This is a genomic window from Peptoniphilus sp. SGI.035, assembly GCF_050315115.1.
GTDB lineage: Bacteria > Bacillota > Clostridia > Tissierellales > Peptoniphilaceae > Peptoniphilus_A.
Map to the genome: position 1 here is coordinate 1 of NZ_JBNPOJ010000027.1, position 16,130 is coordinate 16,130.

Genomic DNA, 16,130 nt, shown 5'->3' on the forward strand with positions numbered 1-16,130 from the left:
CCATGTTGTTCCTGTTAGGATATCTAATACTTTGTATCTATTTGTTCCCTCTATTGTTCCATTTTCTGTTGCGTCAAATGTTACTCTTGTATATCCTTCTGGTACTTGAGTCTTAGGGTCTGCTCCAACTTTTACTATGTCTTTTGCTTTGAAGTTTGCGTTTACTGTTAGATTGTTATTTATCTTTGTGCTTGCTTCTAATGCTGGTGTCCACTTTTCAAATTCGTATCCCTTTGCTGGTGTTGTAGCTGGTGCTGTAATATCTGCTAATGTTTTGTTTGCTGTCTTTAATACATATACTGTATCTTCTTCTGCTACTTTTCCCTTTGTTGCATCTTCTGATTTAAATATTACTTTCCAATAATTATTAACATTTGAAATTTTTACATTCGGATCTAATGGGTTTACTGGTCCTACTATTTCGGGGTCTGCTGGTGTTACTGGTGTTGTTCCAGCTTTCTTGAAGTTTGCTTTTACTGTTATGTCTTTGTCTATCTTTGTGCTTGCATCTAATGCTGGTGTCCAATTTTCAAATTCAAATCCTGCATTTGCTGTTGTAGCTGGTGCTTTTGACACCAAGTCTGCTAATGTTTTGTTTGCTATCTTTAATACATATACTGTATCTTCTTCTGCTACTTTTCCCTTTGTTGCATCTTCTGATTTAAATATTACTTTCCAATAATTATTAACATTTGAAATTTTTACATTCGGATCTAATGGATTTACTGGTCCTACTATTTCGGGGTCTGCTGGTGTTACTGCTTGTTTGTCTTTCCAAAGGGCTTTTACTGTAATATCTTCTTTTACATTAATTTCTTCGCCGACTTTCTTTTCCACACTATTTACTTCCCAAGCACTGAATTCTTTGCCAGCTGGGGCTGTGAAAGTACATTGCGGCAATTTATAGTTACTGTTTTTGGTAACTTTCACTGGTTCCATATTGCCACTTCCATCACCGGAATCAAAAGATACTGCAAATTTATCGACATAATCAATATTTAGAGTAACACGCAAATCTTCATAATCATTTACTTTATATCTATATTTTACGAAGGAAGGCTTTGACGAATTAAGTTTTAGAGTTGAATCTGAAATGGTAGCTCTTTCCCAGTCGCTTGTCAGTGCAGGGTTAAAATTCCCTGGTAAGCTCGCAAGGTCAAAACTCAAGTCTTTTTTATCGACTTCGATTGTATATTTTTCATCATTTCCGTTAAAATTTTTTATTTTTTCATTTTTACTTAAATCCAAGCTAGTTAGATGATTTTTATTACACCAAAGTTTTTTAAGCGCTAAATTCTTGCTTACGTCCAGTGTACTTAGTTGATTTTCATCACAATTAAGCTCCACAAGAGCTAGGTTTTTACTTAAGTCTAATGCACTTAGTTTATTTTCACTGCAATGAAGCTCCACAAGAGCTGTATTGTTTCTTACCTCTAATGTATTTAGTTTATTCTTTTTGCAATCAAGATGTTTAAGGGCTAGGTTCTTGCTTAAGTCTAATGTGCTTAATTGATTGCCTAAACAATAAAGATGCTCAAGAGCTGTGTTCTTACTTACATCTAATATACTTAATTTATTGTATCCACAATTAAGTTCCTTAAGGGCTAGGTTCTTGCTTAAGTCTAATGCGCTTAATTGATTGCCCAAACAATAAAGATGCTCAAGAGCTGTGTTCTTACTTACATCTAATGTAATTAGACTATTAGAGTTGCAATAAAACACCTTAAGTTTCTTAAAATGTTCTATACCCGTAAAGTCCCTAATTCCCTTGTTAATGCAATTAATCTCTGTAACCGCATCAAGTTCCTCCTGAGAAAGAATACCATTCTTGTCTTTATCATATTCTTTTACATGATCTCTAAACTTTTGATTTGGAAAGTGCTCTTCATCAATTGCAACACCAGTTCCACTAGTAGCCCTTAATTCTGGGGCAGCATTTGCGGCAATTCCCTTATCGCCAGTGTTTTCTCTAACACTTGAACCATTGACTATATTTTCTTTTTCATTTCTAATATTTTGACTAGTTTCTTTCTCTGCAAATGCCTGGAGAGGAATTATTGTTAAAATCATTAGAAATGCCAAAAATAAACATAATATTTGGCTCTGATTCTTTTTCACTATCATTTTTCACTCCTTATTATTTTTATGTTTTTTTAATTTTATTTATCAAGAGTTTTTATATTAATTCCTTTTTTCAACTCCTTTCAAATATATTTCAACTACAAAATAAGTCATCGTATTTTAAAAATTTCATTTGCAAATGAGATTTTTTCTTTACAAAAACAAAGGTCGCAATAGAAGTTTAAAGTTTTCAGCAAATTTATGCACCAATCTTACAAATTTTTAATGAGTTTATAACTATTATAAAACTTTATCTGAAAATTTATAAATAAGTTTTACAAAATCTGAAAGGGTTTAATTTTCTCTTTTAAAAATTATATTCTGTAGTTGATATTTACATTTTATTTAGCCCTTTGTTTTTTTATCTTGTAACTTAATTATTGTTAATGTATGCAATCACTTTTATTTCAAATTTCTGTATCTAGCTTTAAAGTAAAATCTCTCTACATCATCTCATTTTATATAGAATAAAAAGCGAAAGAATCTTTATATCTATATGTGTTGCTAAGATTGCAGTGTATATTGATTCCACTCGAGAGTTATTTTAATGCTGGTACAATATCTGTTATTTTTCATTCAAAATTTGATACTTAATTTTCCTCATGACTGTTTATTTTTATCTATTTGCTATTTTGAATTCTTCTGTTAAAAATACAAATACCTTTATTGTTTTAATTTTATCCTGTTCCCAATTACTATGTCAATGTATAATTATTTATTTCTATGATTATTTGTTGCTGCACTCCATTTAGTCAATAATTAAATGTTTGTATGCAAATTATGTAATGCTAGAAGTTATTATAATCCTATTGCCCTTCTTTTTTATCTTTTGAAAATCTTCTAAACTTAACTTATCCCATTTAGAACTTAATTAATAGAGCAAACAAAAAAGCCCTGTTTCCAAGGCTTTTGTAAAATGATATAAAATTATCTTTTTGAGAATTGTGGAGAACGTCTTGCTTTTTTAAGACCGTATTTCTTTCTTTCCTTCATTCTCGGATCTCTTGTTAAGAAACCTGCTTTTTTAAGAACTGATCTGTATTCAGGATCAACTTCAAGAAGTGCTCTTGCAACACCATGCCTTACAGCACCTGCTTGTCCTGAGTAGCCGCCACCAATTACTTTAACAATTACATCAAAAGATGCTTCTGTGTCAGTAAGTTCAAGTGGTGCTTTTGCAACTGTTCTTAGAGTTTCAAAATCAAAATATTCATCAATATCTTTTCCGTTAATTGTAAATTTTCCATTGCCAGGTAGAAGTCTAACTTGAGCGATGGATTTTTTTCTTCTTCCAGTACCTCTGTATTGTATAGTATCCATTCTTACCTCCAATTAAAATTCGTATACTTCAGGTGTTTGTGCTTCGTGTGGATGTTCGCTTCCAGCATAAACCTTAAGTTTTTTGATCATCTTTCTACCAAGTCTGTTTTTAGGAAGCATTCCCTTAACAGCTAGTTCAATAACTTTCTCTGGTCTTTTTTCAATCATTTCAGAATAGACAATTTCTTTTCTTCCGCCTGGATATCCAGTATGATATGCGTGAATTTTTTGATTTAATTTATTTCCTGTCAATACAACTTTGTCTGCATTAATTACAATTACAAAATCTCCACAGTCCACATGTGGTGTAAAGATAGGTTTTCTCTTTCCTCTTAGTACGCTTGCAATTTCAGATGCTAATCTACCAAGGACTTTGCCTTCTGCATCAATTACATACCATTTTCTTTCAACTTCATTTGCTTTAGCCATGTAGCTTTTCAATGAATTTTCCTCCTAAATAGTTTAAAAAATTATTCCGGGGCTTTTTAAACATGACCTATATTTTAGACTACGCAGCCTAATTTGTCAATATTTATGATGGATTTTTTTATTTATTTTCGCATTTTTTGCAATTAATTAAATATTTAATTTACAATATATTTTCTCTCTCTTTTTCTATATTTGCATTTTCTAGAGGAGTTGGATAAATTGATTCCTTTTTGAATTTTTCAATTTGCTTTTTAACTCTATTTACTGATGCAATAGTTCCTACACCTGCTATGCAACCACCAGGGCAAGCCATTCCTTCTAGTAAATATCCATCTAGCTTTCCAGCCTTTGCAATTTTTAGCATCTTCATACATTCAGAAAGTGTGTGTGCTCCTTGAATGTTTATTTCTCTGTCTGGAGCCATTTTTTCTGCAACAACTTTTACTGATTCGGCAACTCCACCTGCAATTGGGTATCCACGTCCAAGTGCTGAACCATCTTCGACTCCTTCTTCAACTTTTATTTCTGAAGGTTCAATATTTTTTGCTACAAACATTCCCATAAGTTCTTCAAAAGTTATTACAAAGTCAACATCGGATTTAACCTTTGTATCAATTGCTTCTAATTTTTTTGAAGTGCAAGGTCCAATAAATACTACCACCGCATTAGGATCCTTTGCCTTTATGTGATTTGCAGTATATCTCATTGGCGAACCTGAGTCAGAAACTTGGTCAAAAAATTCTGGGAACTCATTTTTTATCATAAGAGTCCATGAAAAACAACAGCTTGTACCCATAAATGGTATATCTTGAGGTACTCTTTCGAGATATTCCTTTGCTTCATGAAGAGTGGTTAAATCTGCTCCAAGAGCAACTTCTATTACATCTTCAAAACCAAGTAATTTTATTGCTTCAATTATTTGTTTTGCACTTGTATTTGCACCAAATTGTCCTATGTATGAAGGTGCAATGGCTCCGTAAACTTTTTTGCCCGATTTTATCGCCTTTATTAACTGGAAAATTTGTGTCTTGTCAGAAATTGCTCCAAAGGGACATTCTGCAATACACCTTCCACATGCAACACATTTATCTTGATCTATTTCAGCTCTTCCATACTCGTCTGAACCAATTGCATTTACACCACAAGCTGCTGCACATGGTCTTTCATATTTTATAATTGCAGAATAAGGACATGCATCGTGACATCTTCCACATTTAACACATTTGTCCTTGTCAATTATAGTTCTGTCTTTCCCCATAGAAATTGCATTTACTGGACATACATTTATACATGGATGTGCAAGGCATTTTCTACAATTATCTGTCGTGTAATACGCCTTAGTTGGACAAGCTTCACAACCAAATTTTATTACATTTATAAGCGGTTTTTCATAAGCATTTGTGTCTATGTCTACTTTATCAAAACCGTCAGTTACATTTTTAAATACTCCAATTTCTCTAACATCTAGCCCCATAGCTAGTCTAAGTCTCTCGTCAACAACTGCTCTTTCTCTAAAAATATCACTTCTATATCTCGCCACTTCACCAGGCACAATTTTGTAACTGGACTCTTCAAGGGCGGAAATATCTATGTCATTATATGCAATTCTTGCAACTTCAGCAAAAACTTTTCTTCTGATGTCGACAAGTGTTCCATAAGTTTCTTTCATTTCTTCCCCTTACTATATTCTCAATTTATCGATAATTTTTGCACTAACTTCCTGAGCGGTAGCCTTTAGCATAATTTCATCATCTACAATTACAACTGGTGATGCTTCGTTATTGTGGATCTTGCAATAATTTAAGCAGTGTGCAAATTCAACTTCCAAATTTTCTGCAGAACAAAGTTCAGACTCAGGCCCACACAAATGGTCTTGTAAGTACTCTACTGCGTCGTATATAGCATTAGCTCCCATAAGAGTGCACCTAGCACCCATGCAAATAGTAACTTTCATATATCCTCCTCTTTATTCTATAATGATAGTTTAACATTTAACAATCACTTCTTCAATCATCATGTGATTTTTTTTAATATTATTATTCCCTATAATGTTAAAATATAGTTGAGGTGTTATATGGAACTTTCAAATATACTTACAAGTTTGCAGTTATTCAAAAATTTAGATGAAATAGAACTAGATGAAGTTAAAAATTATCTCTCAGATATAAAAGTTTATAAAAATAAAAGTACTGTTTTTAATGTGGGAGATTACATAAATTACTTTGGCATACTATTAAAGGGACAAGTAGAATTGGAAATGGACGATGCCTTTGGCAACAAAACTATTTTATCAAAATTATCTGCACCTGCTCTTTTTGCCGAATCAATTTTAATAAAAAATGTAGGTGAAATTCCTCTATCCGTAGTTACAACTATGGATACAGAAATAATTTTCTTCGACTACAATTCTTTTTCAAGTGAAAATTTAAAATCAAAGGAAAAAGTTAAGGATAATTTAATAAAAATTCTTGCCGGCAAAAATTTATTTATGCGCGACAAATTAAATCTTTTGACACTTCCAACTTCTCGTGCAAAAATTTTGTATTTCTTATCAACAGAGGCTCGCAAAAGTCACTCAAAGTACTTTACCATTGACTTCAACATAACAGAACTGGCACAATTTTTAAATTTAAACCGTTCTTCCCTTTCCCGTGAACTTTCTAAACTAAAAAAAGAAGGTCTCATTGATTATCACAATAAGACCTTCCGCATATTATAATTATTTTCTATTTTGATGTGCTATTCTTGCAGATGCTGCTGCGGCTATTGCTGCCACCAAGTCATCTGCAAAAGTAGTTACTCTTTCAACTTTTTTCTTTTCGTCAAGTTCTTTTATTATTCCAATTTTTTTCTTGTCGAGATAGCCAAAGTTTGTAAGACCAATGGTGCCATACATATTCACAATCCCAAGAGTTAATATTTCATCAACACCATATAACCCTTCGTCATCGTGGATTATTGATTGAATTGGCTCAGGTAATTTTCCTTCATTTGCCAAGTCGTCAAGGGCAAGTCCCGTTAGAATAGCGTGAACGGAATCCCTCTTTTTTATTACACTCTTTACACTGTCAAGACATCTTTCAAGATCCAAACCCTCAATATATTCGACTTGCAATTCCTGTACAAGTTTTGCAATTTCAATTAGTTCAACGCCAAAATCTTTTAATCTATTGACAGCGTGATTGTAAAGCTCTTCGCTGTCGTATTTATAAATTGAATTCTTCATACATCCTCCTACTTTCTTCTATTTTTAATTCTATTCCTTTTAATCATCTTTGCTCTGGAAATTTTTATGCTAATTCCGTAAATAAATCCCGGCATTAGCGTGGCAATAAGAAGACTAAGGGCATTGTAATTTATTCCCAATACCTTAATTGCATAAACTTCGGGCATTAAAAAGAATTCCAGTGGAAACTTCCAATAACTTCCGCCAATTGAAGCTTTGAAAATTTCTTTTCCAAGTCCCAAAAGTCCAAGGGCAAATAAAATTGTTCCTATTAAAAAAATTAAATTGCCTGCAAAAAAGTCAAGACTCCTTGCATTTCTCTTTGAAAGCAGTTTTCCAAAATTGTAATATAGTAGCACAATTACAGCAACTAAAATAAATTTAAAAAAAATATTTCCGTATACTAAATTTCTCATGCTATTGCTTAAATTAATAATTGCAGCTATGGCAAAAGTTATGAAAATTATTAAGATGTGAAAAATTAAACCTCTAGTGTTATTTCTCATAATGACTCCTAGTGGTCAATATACTTAGCTGCATTCTCTGTCATCTTTAAGTTCATGTCCTTATCAACCCAGATAATTGCAGAATCAGTTTTTTCTGACAAAGATTCTATATCTTCATCCTTCGAATTAAAGGCAGCTGTCGATAAAAAGTCAGAAAGCCCAGAATCTTCCTTAATAATAGTTACGGATTTCAAATTTGTGGCAGGCTTTAAAGTGTCAGGATCTATTATGTGGCAGTATCTCTTGCCATCTAAATCAAAATACCTTTGATAATCGCCACTAGTTACAATAGAAGTGTTGACTACATTGACAACGGCGATAATTGATTTTTCACTTTCCATATTAGGATTTTGAATTCCAATTTTAAAATTGTCGCGACCATCAACTGGCTTTCCAATTATTCTAACATTTCCACCAGCAGAAATTACTGCTGATTTAACTCCTCTTTCTTCAAGTTCCTTTGCCACAATCTCAGTTGCAAATCCCTTGGCAGTTGCACCTAAATCAAGTTTCATACCCTTGTCTATATAGACTTCCCTTGTATCTTCATTTAATTTAATGTTCTCTACCTTTGTGAAAGGACGTAGCTTTTCCAACTCTTCATCACTAGGAATTGCCTCTCCCTTTAGCTTTATCACTTCTTCTTTAGTCTTTCCAGATTCATAAAGATCTCTGTACTCATTCCAAAGCTCAGTAACAGGTCCAAGTGCAATATTCGTCTTGTGAGAAATATTATTATAATCATCAACGGAACCCTTTATAAGATTAAATAATGTCTCGTCCACAGCAGCTGGCTTGACGCCAGCATTGTCGTTAATAGTTTTCACATTTGTAATTCCATCATAATTTTTATAATTGTCAAAAAGTTTGTGGAGTTCCTCATACCTTTCCTTTGCATATCCTAAATTATCATTTGCAAAATCATCGGAATCAGAAAAAATTGCAATATCTATAACAGTATCAAAGGTATCGTAAAATTCCAATTCGTGTTTTTTTCCATCTTTTTTAACTTCTTGAGAAACTGAGTTTTGTTTTTTTTGATTTGTATTTTTATTATTAACATTTTTATCGCCGCAACCAGAGAAAATTAAAAGTCCTCCCAAAGTCAAGGCAAGAATTATCTTTTTCATAATATCACCTTTTATATGATACCATTTAAAACCATGTTTTTACAATATATTGTTTCACACTTGCTTCAAAGATTTAAAATTTAAAACTACGTTAAAAAGTCTTTAAATAAAATAATTTATTCTCATTGATTAACCTTAGCCGCTCTTGCCTTACAAGCTTAAATTTATAATTTGTAAAATAATATAAATATTCTTCACATATTCATGTTCCTAAATATAATAGTAAAATTTGTCTATTTTTATTCAGCACCTTTTGAAAAATAATTTCTATAAAATCAAAATGTCTTTAAAAAATTATTTTCAACAAAAAAATCGGCATAGGCAATAATCCTATACCGATACTTTCTATAAATTTTATAAAAAATTTTTATTTACCATAAACTGGTCTCAATGAATCTTTGTATTTTTCATTTCTACCATGAGTTATATCTGCAAAAAGTTCCTTTAACTTCATACAAATTTCGCCTGGCTTGCCGTCAGCAACTTTTATATCGTCGACTTCAACTACAGGAGCAACTTCCATAGCTGTTCCAGAGAAGAAAACTTCATCTGCATTATAAAGTTCAGTTCTTGCTATTGATTTTTCTACACATTCAATTCCAAGTTCTTCCCTTGCAAGTTGCATTACTAAATCTCTTGTAATACCTTCCAATATATCGTCTGAAGCTGGTGGCGTAATTAATTTTCCTTTTTTGAAAATAAAAATATTTTCGCCTGGACCTTCACATACATAGCCATTTCTGTTTAGCAATACAGCCTCATCATATCCTGCTCTCTTTGCTTCTAGTGATGCAAGTGCTGAGTTGAGATAACCTGCAGTAGCCTTAGTTCTTGGTGGAAGCATATTGTCTGCAATTCTTACCCATGATGAAACTTTAACTCTAAATTCTTCTTGTTCCATGTACTTTCCCATTGGTTGCAAATAAATTGCCACCACATCATCTTCATGTCCTTCAATACTAACCCCAACAGTTTTAGTATCTTTATAGGCAATAGGTCTTATATAAGTAGTTTGCTTATATCCATTTTTTCTTAAAAGTTCAATTGTAAAATCTGCAAGTTCTTCTGCAGTATAATCAATTTTTAAATTAACTACCTTTGCTGATTGTAAAAATCTTTTGTAGTGTTCAATTAACTTAAATCCATAAAGTTCTTGATCTTCATCGCTCCAATAAGCACGAATACCTTCAAAAACACCTAATCCATAATTTACGACTCTTGATCTAATACTTACTGATACCTTTTCCTCTTCGATGATTTCTCCATTATAAAAAACGTAAGACTTATCCATTATCTCCCCTCCATTTATTATTTTAAAAAATTTATTGAAATAAATTTTATCACATTTGTAAACAAAAATCTAGTTTTACATATTAATTAAAATCTAAATTAAAAAGAGACTCAAACTATGGAATCTCTTAAAAAATTTATCAATAGGCATTGATAAAACATTATTTTTTTCTAAATATATTTTTTATTATATTAACTAACAAAACACAAATTAAATATGAGCCCCAAAACACTAAAAAACTGTAATTAAAAAATAGCTCCTTTAAATTCCAAGAATTATAAAGATACATCGAAACTATGTAGCTAATTAATATTTGAACAATTAAAATAATAATTATTCTAAAAACTTCTCCCTTTATTTTTTTCATTTTTGTATCCTTGACAACTTATTTTTAAATCACATACTCCACTACTAATTTCTATCAATTTTATTGTATCGATTATCATTATTAAAATCAAGCGCTCTTTTAATTTACACTAAAAAGAGACTCGATAACTCGAGTCTCTCAAATATTTAGTATATAGCAAAACTAATTAAATTTCAGCTTTAATTCTTTGTTCTCTTTCGATTGCATCGATAAGTTTTGGAACAACTGCATTAATATCGCCAACTACACCAAGGTCTGCAATTTCAAAAATTGCTGCTTCTGGGTCTTTGTTGACAGCGATAATAAGATCAGAATCTTCCATACCTGCAACGTGTTGGATTGCTCCAGAGATACCCATTGCAAAGTAAAGTTCTGGTCTAACTGTCTTACCAGTTTGTCCAACTTGGTGATCCTTAGTTATCCAACCTGAATCTACAGATGCTCTTGATGCAGAAATTTCTGCGTCTAATTTGTCAGCAAGTTCTTGAAGAGGTTTAAATCCTTCTGGTCCACCAATTCCACGACCACCAGATACTAAGATTTTAGCTTCTGTGATATCTTTCTTTTGAGATTCTTGTTTAGCAATGTCTTTAATTTCAATATTCATGTCAGCGTCAGTGAAGTCAACTTTAATTTCTTCAATTTCACCTTTTCTAGAATCATCAGAGTCAAGTGCTTGCATAACTCCAGGTCTAACTGTTGCCATTTGTGGTCTAAAATCTTCACAAAGGATAGTTGCCATTAAGTTACCGCCAAAAGCAGGTCTTGTCATCATAAGGTTCTTAGATTCTTCATCTATTTCTAGTTTAGTACAGTCAGCAGTAAGTCCTGTGTGAATTCTTGCTGCTAGTCTTGGCGCAAGGTCACGACCTATTGATGATGCCCCGTAAATTACGATTTCAGGGTCTTTTTCTTTTATAATTTGTGTAATTGCTTTAGCATATGGTTCAGTAACATATTCTTTAAGCATTTTATCTTCTACTACAAGAACTTTATCAGCTCCGTGTCTGATAAGAGTCTCAGCGTGATCTTTAACTTTTTCGCCAAGTAACATTGCAACAACATCTTGTCCAAGATTGTCAGCAAGTTCTCTTGCTTTTCCTAAAAGTTCTATTCCAACTTTTTCAAGTTTATTGTCTCTTTGTTCTACAAATACAAATACATCTTTACTCATTTTTAAACCCCCAATTAGATAATATACTTTTCTTGAAGTTTAGCAACGATAGCTTGAGCTGCTTCGTCAGCAGTAAGGTCAGTTAAAAGAACGCCTTTACCTTTACCTTGTTTAGGGAAAGATTTTTTAACCTTAGTAGGTGATCCTTTAAGTCCTATGTTTGCCAAATCAAGTTTGTCTTTAATATCTTCAAGACCCCAAACTTTGATTTCTTTTTGGTAAGCTTCAAAAACTTTACCAATTGTCATATATCTAGGTTCTGCTAATTCTGCAATTGCAGTAATTAAGCATGGGAATTTAACATTAATTATGTGATATCTGTCTTCAAATTGTCTCTTAACAGTAATACCCTTCATATCTTTATCTAGTTCAAGTTCTTCAACATAAGAAACTTGTGGCACTCCAATGTGTTCAGCAATTTGTGGTCCAACTTGTGCAGTATCTCCATCGATAGCTTGTCTACCACAGATAATTAAATCATAATCTAAGTGTTCAAGAGCTGCAGTGATTGTGCAAGATGTAGCCCAAGTGTCAGCTCCACCAAAAGCTCTATCACTTACAAGGATTCCTTCGTCTGCTCCCATTGCAAGAGCTTCTCTTAATGCAGCTTCTGCTTGTCCAGGTCCCATTGATAAAACTGTTACGTGGGTATCTGGATTCTCATCTTTAAGTCTAAGTGCAACTTCAAGTCCTGATTTATCATCAGGGTTTATAATACTTGGCACGCCATCTCTAATAAGAGTGTTAGTAACAGGGTCAAGTTTAACTTCATTAGTATCAGGTACTTGTTTAATACATACTACTATATTCATCTATAATACTCCTTCCGATTATTTAACGCCCATCCAGCCAGATACAACCATCTTCATTACTTCAGATGTACCTTCGTAAATTTCAGTGATCTTAGCATCTCTCATCATTCTTTCTATTGGATAATCACGAGTGTATCCGTATCCACCGAATAATTGAAGACATCTTCTAGTTATATCACTTGCTGCTTCTGCTGCAAATAATTTAGCCATAGCTGCATAGTGTCCGTAAGCTTCGCCATTACCTTTAGCATCAGCTGCTCTATAAACTAATAATTGAGCTGCTTCTGCAGTAGTTTTCATATCTGCAAGCTCAAATTGAGTGTTTTGGAATTGAGAAATTCTTCTTCCAAATTGTTTTCTTTCAGAAGTGTATTTAACTGTTTCATCAATTGCACCTTCTGCAATACCAAGAGCTTGAGATGCGATACCAATTCTACCACCATCAAGAGTTTTCATTGCAAGTTTAAATCCTTTACCTTCTCTTCCAAGAAGATTTTCTTTAGGAATTCTGCAATCTTCAAAGATAAGTTCACAAGTAGAAGAACCTCTGATACCCATCTTGTCTTCTGGTTCACCAACTTTAAATCCTGGAGTTCCTCTTTCAACTATGAAAGCAGAAATTCCGTGATTTCCCTTAGATCTATCAGTCATTGCGATAATTATAAATACATCAGCAAATCCTGCGTTTGTAATAAAGATTTTTGATCCATTAAGTACATATTCATCACCGTCAAGTACGGCAGTTGTTCTTTGACCACTTGCGTCAGTACCAGCACCTGGTTCAGTAAGTCCGAAAGCACCGATTTTTTTACCTGCTAGTAAATCTGGTAAGTATTTTTTCTTTTGTTCTTCTGTTCCATTTTCATAAATTGGAGCACAGCATAGTGAAGTATGAGCAGAAACAATTACACCAGTTGTAGCACATTTCTTAGAAAGTTCTTCTACTGCCATAGCGTAAGCTAAATAATCTGCACCTTGTCCACCGTATTCTTTAGGAAATGGTATTCCGAAGAAACCATATCTGGCCATTTTTTTTACATTTTCCATAGGAACTTCTTCTGTTGCATCTACATCAGCAGCAACAGGTTCAACTTCAGTTTCAGCAAATGCACGATACATTTGTTGTAACAATAGATGTTCCTTGTCCATTCTAAAATCCATTTAAAATCCCCCTAACAATTATTATAAAGAATGTTATTTAATTAACATACGTTATTTCTATTATATCATTATGTGCTTGTTTTTCAAGGCATCTTTAATTAAAAAAGCAAGCAATAAATAAATTTGCCATAAATTTGAAATTGAAAATAAAGTAAATTTTTTCAAATAAAAATAAAAATTTTAGTCAAATTCTTATCATTATTTAACTAAAAGTATGTGATACTAACTTTACTCTTAAAAAAGCAAAAATAGTGATAATGTTTTTATGAAATTTTACAAAATATTAATTGAATTTTTTCTTAAAACAAAAAAAATAAAAGGCGGATAACCGCCCCTGTTAAATATCTGACTTAACTACAAGCACAGATTTCTTTGAATGATTTATTACTTTATTAGATACAGAACCTAAAAGTGTTCTAGAAAAAGCACCTAGCCCTCTGTTGCCCATTATAATAAAGTCAACATCCTTTTCGTCAGCAAATTTACAGATTTGTTCGCCAGGATTTCCAGAAGTGTAAAAAGTTTCAACTTTGTTTGGATATCCGCTTAAATCTGTTTCTGCATCTTTAAGTATCATCTCTGCCCTTTCAACATTAGCCTTGTCTATTTCAAGTGTGAAATTAAAGTTAGCTGGATATTGTTCAAAGATAGAAGTTTCTGGAGTAACAGTTAAAACAATAAGATCTGCTCCTAATTTTTCTCCCATATCTCTTGCTACGTCTATTGATTTTTTTGAACTCTTTGATCCATCAATTGGTACTAATATTTTCATTTCTACCTCCTATAAAATTCTAAGTATTTTCTGTTTTTATTATACCCAAAAATAGATATTTTTAAAAAATATTGTAATTCTTTATAAAGATGAAGTATTAACTTTGATATATCTTTGATTTTGAATTATTTTAAAATATATTTGACAAGTGGAGTATAAAGATTTATTATAAACAAAATGACACAGTGTCATTGAGGAGGGTAGTATGGCTAAAAATACTTTTAAAAACTTAGACAAAGAGAAAAAAGAAAAAATTTATGAAAGTTTAAAGGAATACTTTGAAGAAGAAGATGTTAAAAATATAAATGTCTCTGGCATAGTTAAAAAGCTTGGCATAGCTAGAGGATCTTTCTACCAATACTTTGAAGATATCGAAGATTCTTACTTCACTGTTCTTAAGAGAGAAACAGGTGAGGTTCATCACACTTTTTTTAATTTATATGAAGAAAATAATAAAAATTTAGAAGTAACATTGAAGGCTTATAGAAATTTTTTAACGACAGAACTTTACGACAAAAATTTAAAAAAACTTTACAGACCAAAATTTTTTATCTTTGAAAATTATTTTATAACTCATGGCAAAAGCTTTTTACGAGAAAATCTATCAGATATTTTGTACCAAAAAATGCTTTACATTATGTCGGTCTTTCACGAACTTATAAAAGAGAGCATAACTTGCGACTACGACAAAGATAAATTTTTAGAAGTTTGTAACAATTTCATCAATTGGCTGTTAGGAGGTATATTATGAATCAATTTGAAATATTTTTTGATGGATTTTATCTTAGCTTAATAATTTTTCTCGGCATAAGAATGCTTTTAATAGAAAATAATGATAGCAAAATTTTAGGATCCATGGCATTGCTTTTAGGACTTGGCGATTCCTTTCACCTTGTGCCAAGAATTATTGCAAATGTATCTGAAAATGGATTTATAGAAAATAGCTTTGGACTATTTTTGGGTACTAGAGTTTCCGCTATTACCATGTCAATTTTTTATTTGCTATTTTATTATTACATCAAGAAGAAAAACAATATGCAGAAGAAGGGACTTGATACTTTCCTAATTCTTTTATTTGTAATTAGAATTGCAACTGTAATCATTAGTTTTAATCACAGCGAAGAGATGGACTTAATATCCAATTTACCCTTTGTTTTAATGGGAATAATTGACATATTGCTCTTATTCAAAAATAAAAATATAAAAGAATTTAAAAATTTATACATTTATGTACTTTTTAGCTTTTTATTCTATGTTCCAGTTGTGTTATTAAAAAATGTGTATCCAATAATAGGTATGCTTATGATGCCAAAGACTATTATGTATGTTTTAATAGTAATTAAACTTTACAAAAATCTAAAAAAAGATTTTGAGAAAAAATATATTATGGAATTTGCAATTTCTTATTTATTATCAGGCATACTTGCCGGAGCAGTTTATCGCGAACTTGGAAAAATTTATCCAGTTGATGTTAAAATGGCATTTGTTCACACTCACCTAATTGTACTTGGATTTGTATTCCTTGCAATATTTTATTTAATTGCAAAAAATTTAGAAATACCAAATAAAAAATTAGAAAAACTTATTAGAGTTTACAACTTTGGAATTTACTTTAGCTTTACTACAATGTTTTTACATGGTCTAGTTGATAGTTATCCCATATTAAACTCTGTGAAAATTGCAATGACTTCAATCTCTGGCATAGGTCATATATTAATAACCCTTTCTATAATTTTAATTTCTATAATGAGTTTAAGGTCAAGAGAAGTATTAAAGGCTTAAAATTTTATCCCTTGTTTTAATACTAAACACTAATTAAAG

General features: G+C 31.7%; 16 protein-coding genes. 3 read left to right on the plus strand and 13 right to left on the minus strand.

What is annotated here, in order from left to right:
- From ACQRC6_RS09085 to ACQRC6_RS09105, 5 genes are all read right to left on the minus strand, one after another.
- A partial coding sequence (locus tag ACQRC6_RS09085; protein ID WP_427848635.1) for a leucine-rich repeat domain-containing protein occupies positions 1–2,070 on the minus strand: 2,070 nt, incomplete at its 3' end.
- Positions 2,071–3,048: 978 nt separating this feature from the next.
- A complete protein-coding gene (rpsI, locus tag ACQRC6_RS09090; protein ID WP_427848636.1) occupies positions 3,049–3,441 on the minus strand; it encodes a 30S ribosomal protein S9 in 393 nt (130 codons plus the stop codon).
- Positions 3,442–3,453: 12 nt separating this feature from the next.
- Positions 3,454–3,882, minus strand: coding sequence for a 50S ribosomal protein L13 (rplM, locus tag ACQRC6_RS09095; protein WP_427848637.1), 429 nt, complete (start codon positions 3,880–3,882; stop codon positions 3,454–3,456).
- Positions 3,883–4,030: 148 nt separating this feature from the next.
- Positions 4,031–5,539, minus strand: coding sequence for a 4Fe-4S dicluster domain-containing protein (locus tag ACQRC6_RS09100; protein ID WP_427848638.1), 1,509 nt, complete (start codon positions 5,537–5,539; stop codon positions 4,031–4,033).
- 12 nt (positions 5,540–5,551) lie between these two features.
- Positions 5,552–5,824, minus strand: a complete 273-nt coding sequence (locus ACQRC6_RS09105; RefSeq protein ID WP_005957852.1) for an NAD(P)H-dependent oxidoreductase subunit E — start codon at positions 5,822–5,824, stop codon at positions 5,552–5,554.
- Between the two features lie 120 nt (positions 5,825–5,944).
- Between ACQRC6_RS09105 and ACQRC6_RS09110 the strand changes: the two genes are divergently transcribed.
- Positions 5,945–6,589 carry a Crp/Fnr family transcriptional regulator gene (locus ACQRC6_RS09110; protein WP_427848639.1) on the plus strand — a complete coding sequence of 215 codons (645 nt, stop codon included), beginning with the start codon at positions 5,945–5,947 and terminating at the stop codon, positions 6,587–6,589.
- Here the strand turns inward: ACQRC6_RS09110 and ACQRC6_RS09115 are convergent, their stop codons facing one another.
- The 8 genes from ACQRC6_RS09115 to ACQRC6_RS09150 all read right to left on the minus strand — a co-directional run bounded on the left by ACQRC6_RS09115 (position 6,590) and on the right by ACQRC6_RS09150 (position 14,309).
- The gene (locus ACQRC6_RS09115) at positions 6,590–7,096 is read right to left on the minus strand and encodes a phosphatidylglycerophosphatase A family protein (protein ID WP_427848640.1); all 507 of its coding nucleotides are present in this window, start codon (positions 7,094–7,096) and stop codon (positions 6,590–6,592) included. It lies immediately after the preceding gene.
- Between the two features lie 8 nt (positions 7,097–7,104).
- A complete protein-coding gene (locus tag ACQRC6_RS09120; RefSeq protein ID WP_427848641.1) occupies positions 7,105–7,602 on the minus strand; it encodes a hypothetical protein in 498 nt (165 codons plus the stop codon).
- Between the two features lie 8 nt (positions 7,603–7,610).
- Complete coding sequence (locus ACQRC6_RS09125) at positions 7,611–8,732, minus strand: FAD:protein FMN transferase (RefSeq protein ID WP_427848642.1); 1,122 nt, start codon at positions 8,730–8,732, stop codon at positions 7,611–7,613.
- 367 nt (positions 8,733–9,099) lie between these two features.
- On the minus strand, positions 9,100–10,023 hold the full coding sequence (locus ACQRC6_RS09130; protein ID WP_427848643.1) for a branched-chain amino acid transaminase: 924 nt from the start codon (positions 10,021–10,023) through the stop codon (positions 9,100–9,102).
- 533 nt (positions 10,024–10,556) lie between these two features.
- On the minus strand, positions 10,557–11,564 hold the full coding sequence (locus tag ACQRC6_RS09135) for an electron transfer flavoprotein subunit alpha/FixB family protein (protein WP_427848644.1): 1,008 nt from the start codon (positions 11,562–11,564) through the stop codon (positions 10,557–10,559).
- A gap of 14 nt (positions 11,565–11,578) precedes the next feature.
- Positions 11,579–12,376 carry an electron transfer flavoprotein subunit beta/FixA family protein gene (locus tag ACQRC6_RS09140; protein ID WP_293559097.1) on the minus strand — a complete coding sequence of 266 codons (798 nt, stop codon included), beginning with the start codon at positions 12,374–12,376 and terminating at the stop codon, positions 11,579–11,581.
- An 18-nt stretch (positions 12,377–12,394) separates the two neighbouring features.
- Positions 12,395–13,537, minus strand: coding sequence for an acyl-CoA dehydrogenase (locus ACQRC6_RS09145; protein WP_427848645.1), 1,143 nt, complete (start codon positions 13,535–13,537; stop codon positions 12,395–12,397).
- Between the two features lie 337 nt (positions 13,538–13,874).
- Positions 13,875–14,309, minus strand: a complete 435-nt coding sequence (locus ACQRC6_RS09150; protein WP_293559101.1) for a universal stress protein — start codon at positions 14,307–14,309, stop codon at positions 13,875–13,877.
- Positions 14,310–14,514: 205 nt separating this feature from the next.
- Here ACQRC6_RS09150 and ACQRC6_RS09155 point away from each other — a divergent pair, with 205 nt between their 5' ends.
- Positions 14,515–15,060 carry a TetR/AcrR family transcriptional regulator gene (locus tag ACQRC6_RS09155; RefSeq protein WP_293559103.1) on the plus strand — a complete coding sequence of 182 codons (546 nt, stop codon included), beginning with the start codon at positions 14,515–14,517 and terminating at the stop codon, positions 15,058–15,060.
- A complete protein-coding gene (locus tag ACQRC6_RS09160) occupies positions 15,057–16,091 on the plus strand; it encodes a DUF2871 family protein (RefSeq protein ID WP_427848646.1) in 1,035 nt (344 codons plus the stop codon). The genes ACQRC6_RS09155 and ACQRC6_RS09160 overlap by 4 nt, the downstream gene beginning before the upstream one ends.
- Positions 16,092–16,130: the final 39 nt, after the last annotated feature.

Excerpts from the sequence above, each read along its gene's own strand:
- rpsI (WP_427848636.1), bottom strand. The coding sequence starts at position 3,441 with ATGGATACTATACAATACAGAGGTACTGGAAGAAGAAAAAAATCCATC.
- ACQRC6_RS09100 (WP_427848638.1), bottom strand. The coding sequence starts at position 5,539 with ATGAAAGAAACTTATGGAACACTTGTCGACATCAGAAGAAAAGTTTTT.
- ACQRC6_RS09105 (WP_005957852.1), bottom strand. The coding sequence starts at position 5,824 with ATGAAAGTTACTATTTGCATGGGTGCTAGGTGCACTCTTATGGGAGCT.
- ACQRC6_RS09110 (WP_427848639.1), top strand. The coding sequence starts at position 5,945 with ATGGAACTTTCAAATATACTTACAAGTTTGCAGTTATTCAAAAATTTA.
- ACQRC6_RS09115 (WP_427848640.1), bottom strand. The coding sequence starts at position 7,096 with ATGAAGAATTCAATTTATAAATACGACAGCGAAGAGCTTTACAATCAC.
- ACQRC6_RS09120 (WP_427848641.1), bottom strand. The coding sequence starts at position 7,602 with ATGAGAAATAACACTAGAGGTTTAATTTTTCACATCTTAATAATTTTC.
- ACQRC6_RS09125 (WP_427848642.1), bottom strand. The coding sequence starts at position 8,732 with ATGAAAAAGATAATTCTTGCCTTGACTTTGGGAGGACTTTTAATTTTC.
- ACQRC6_RS09130 (WP_427848643.1), bottom strand. The coding sequence starts at position 10,023 with ATGGATAAGTCTTACGTTTTTTATAATGGAGAAATCATCGAAGAGGAA.
- ACQRC6_RS09135 (WP_427848644.1), bottom strand. The coding sequence starts at position 11,564 with ATGAGTAAAGATGTATTTGTATTTGTAGAACAAAGAGACAATAAACTT.
- ACQRC6_RS09140 (WP_293559097.1), bottom strand. The coding sequence starts at position 12,376 with ATGAATATAGTAGTATGTATTAAACAAGTACCTGATACTAATGAAGTT.
- ACQRC6_RS09145 (WP_427848645.1), bottom strand. The coding sequence starts at position 13,537 with ATGGATTTTAGAATGGACAAGGAACATCTATTGTTACAACAAATGTAT.
- ACQRC6_RS09150 (WP_293559101.1), bottom strand. The coding sequence starts at position 14,309 with ATGAAAATATTAGTACCAATTGATGGATCAAAGAGTTCAAAAAAATCA.
- ACQRC6_RS09155 (WP_293559103.1), top strand. The coding sequence starts at position 14,515 with ATGGCTAAAAATACTTTTAAAAACTTAGACAAAGAGAAAAAAGAAAAA.
- ACQRC6_RS09160 (WP_427848646.1), top strand. The coding sequence starts at position 15,057 with ATGAATCAATTTGAAATATTTTTTGATGGATTTTATCTTAGCTTAATA.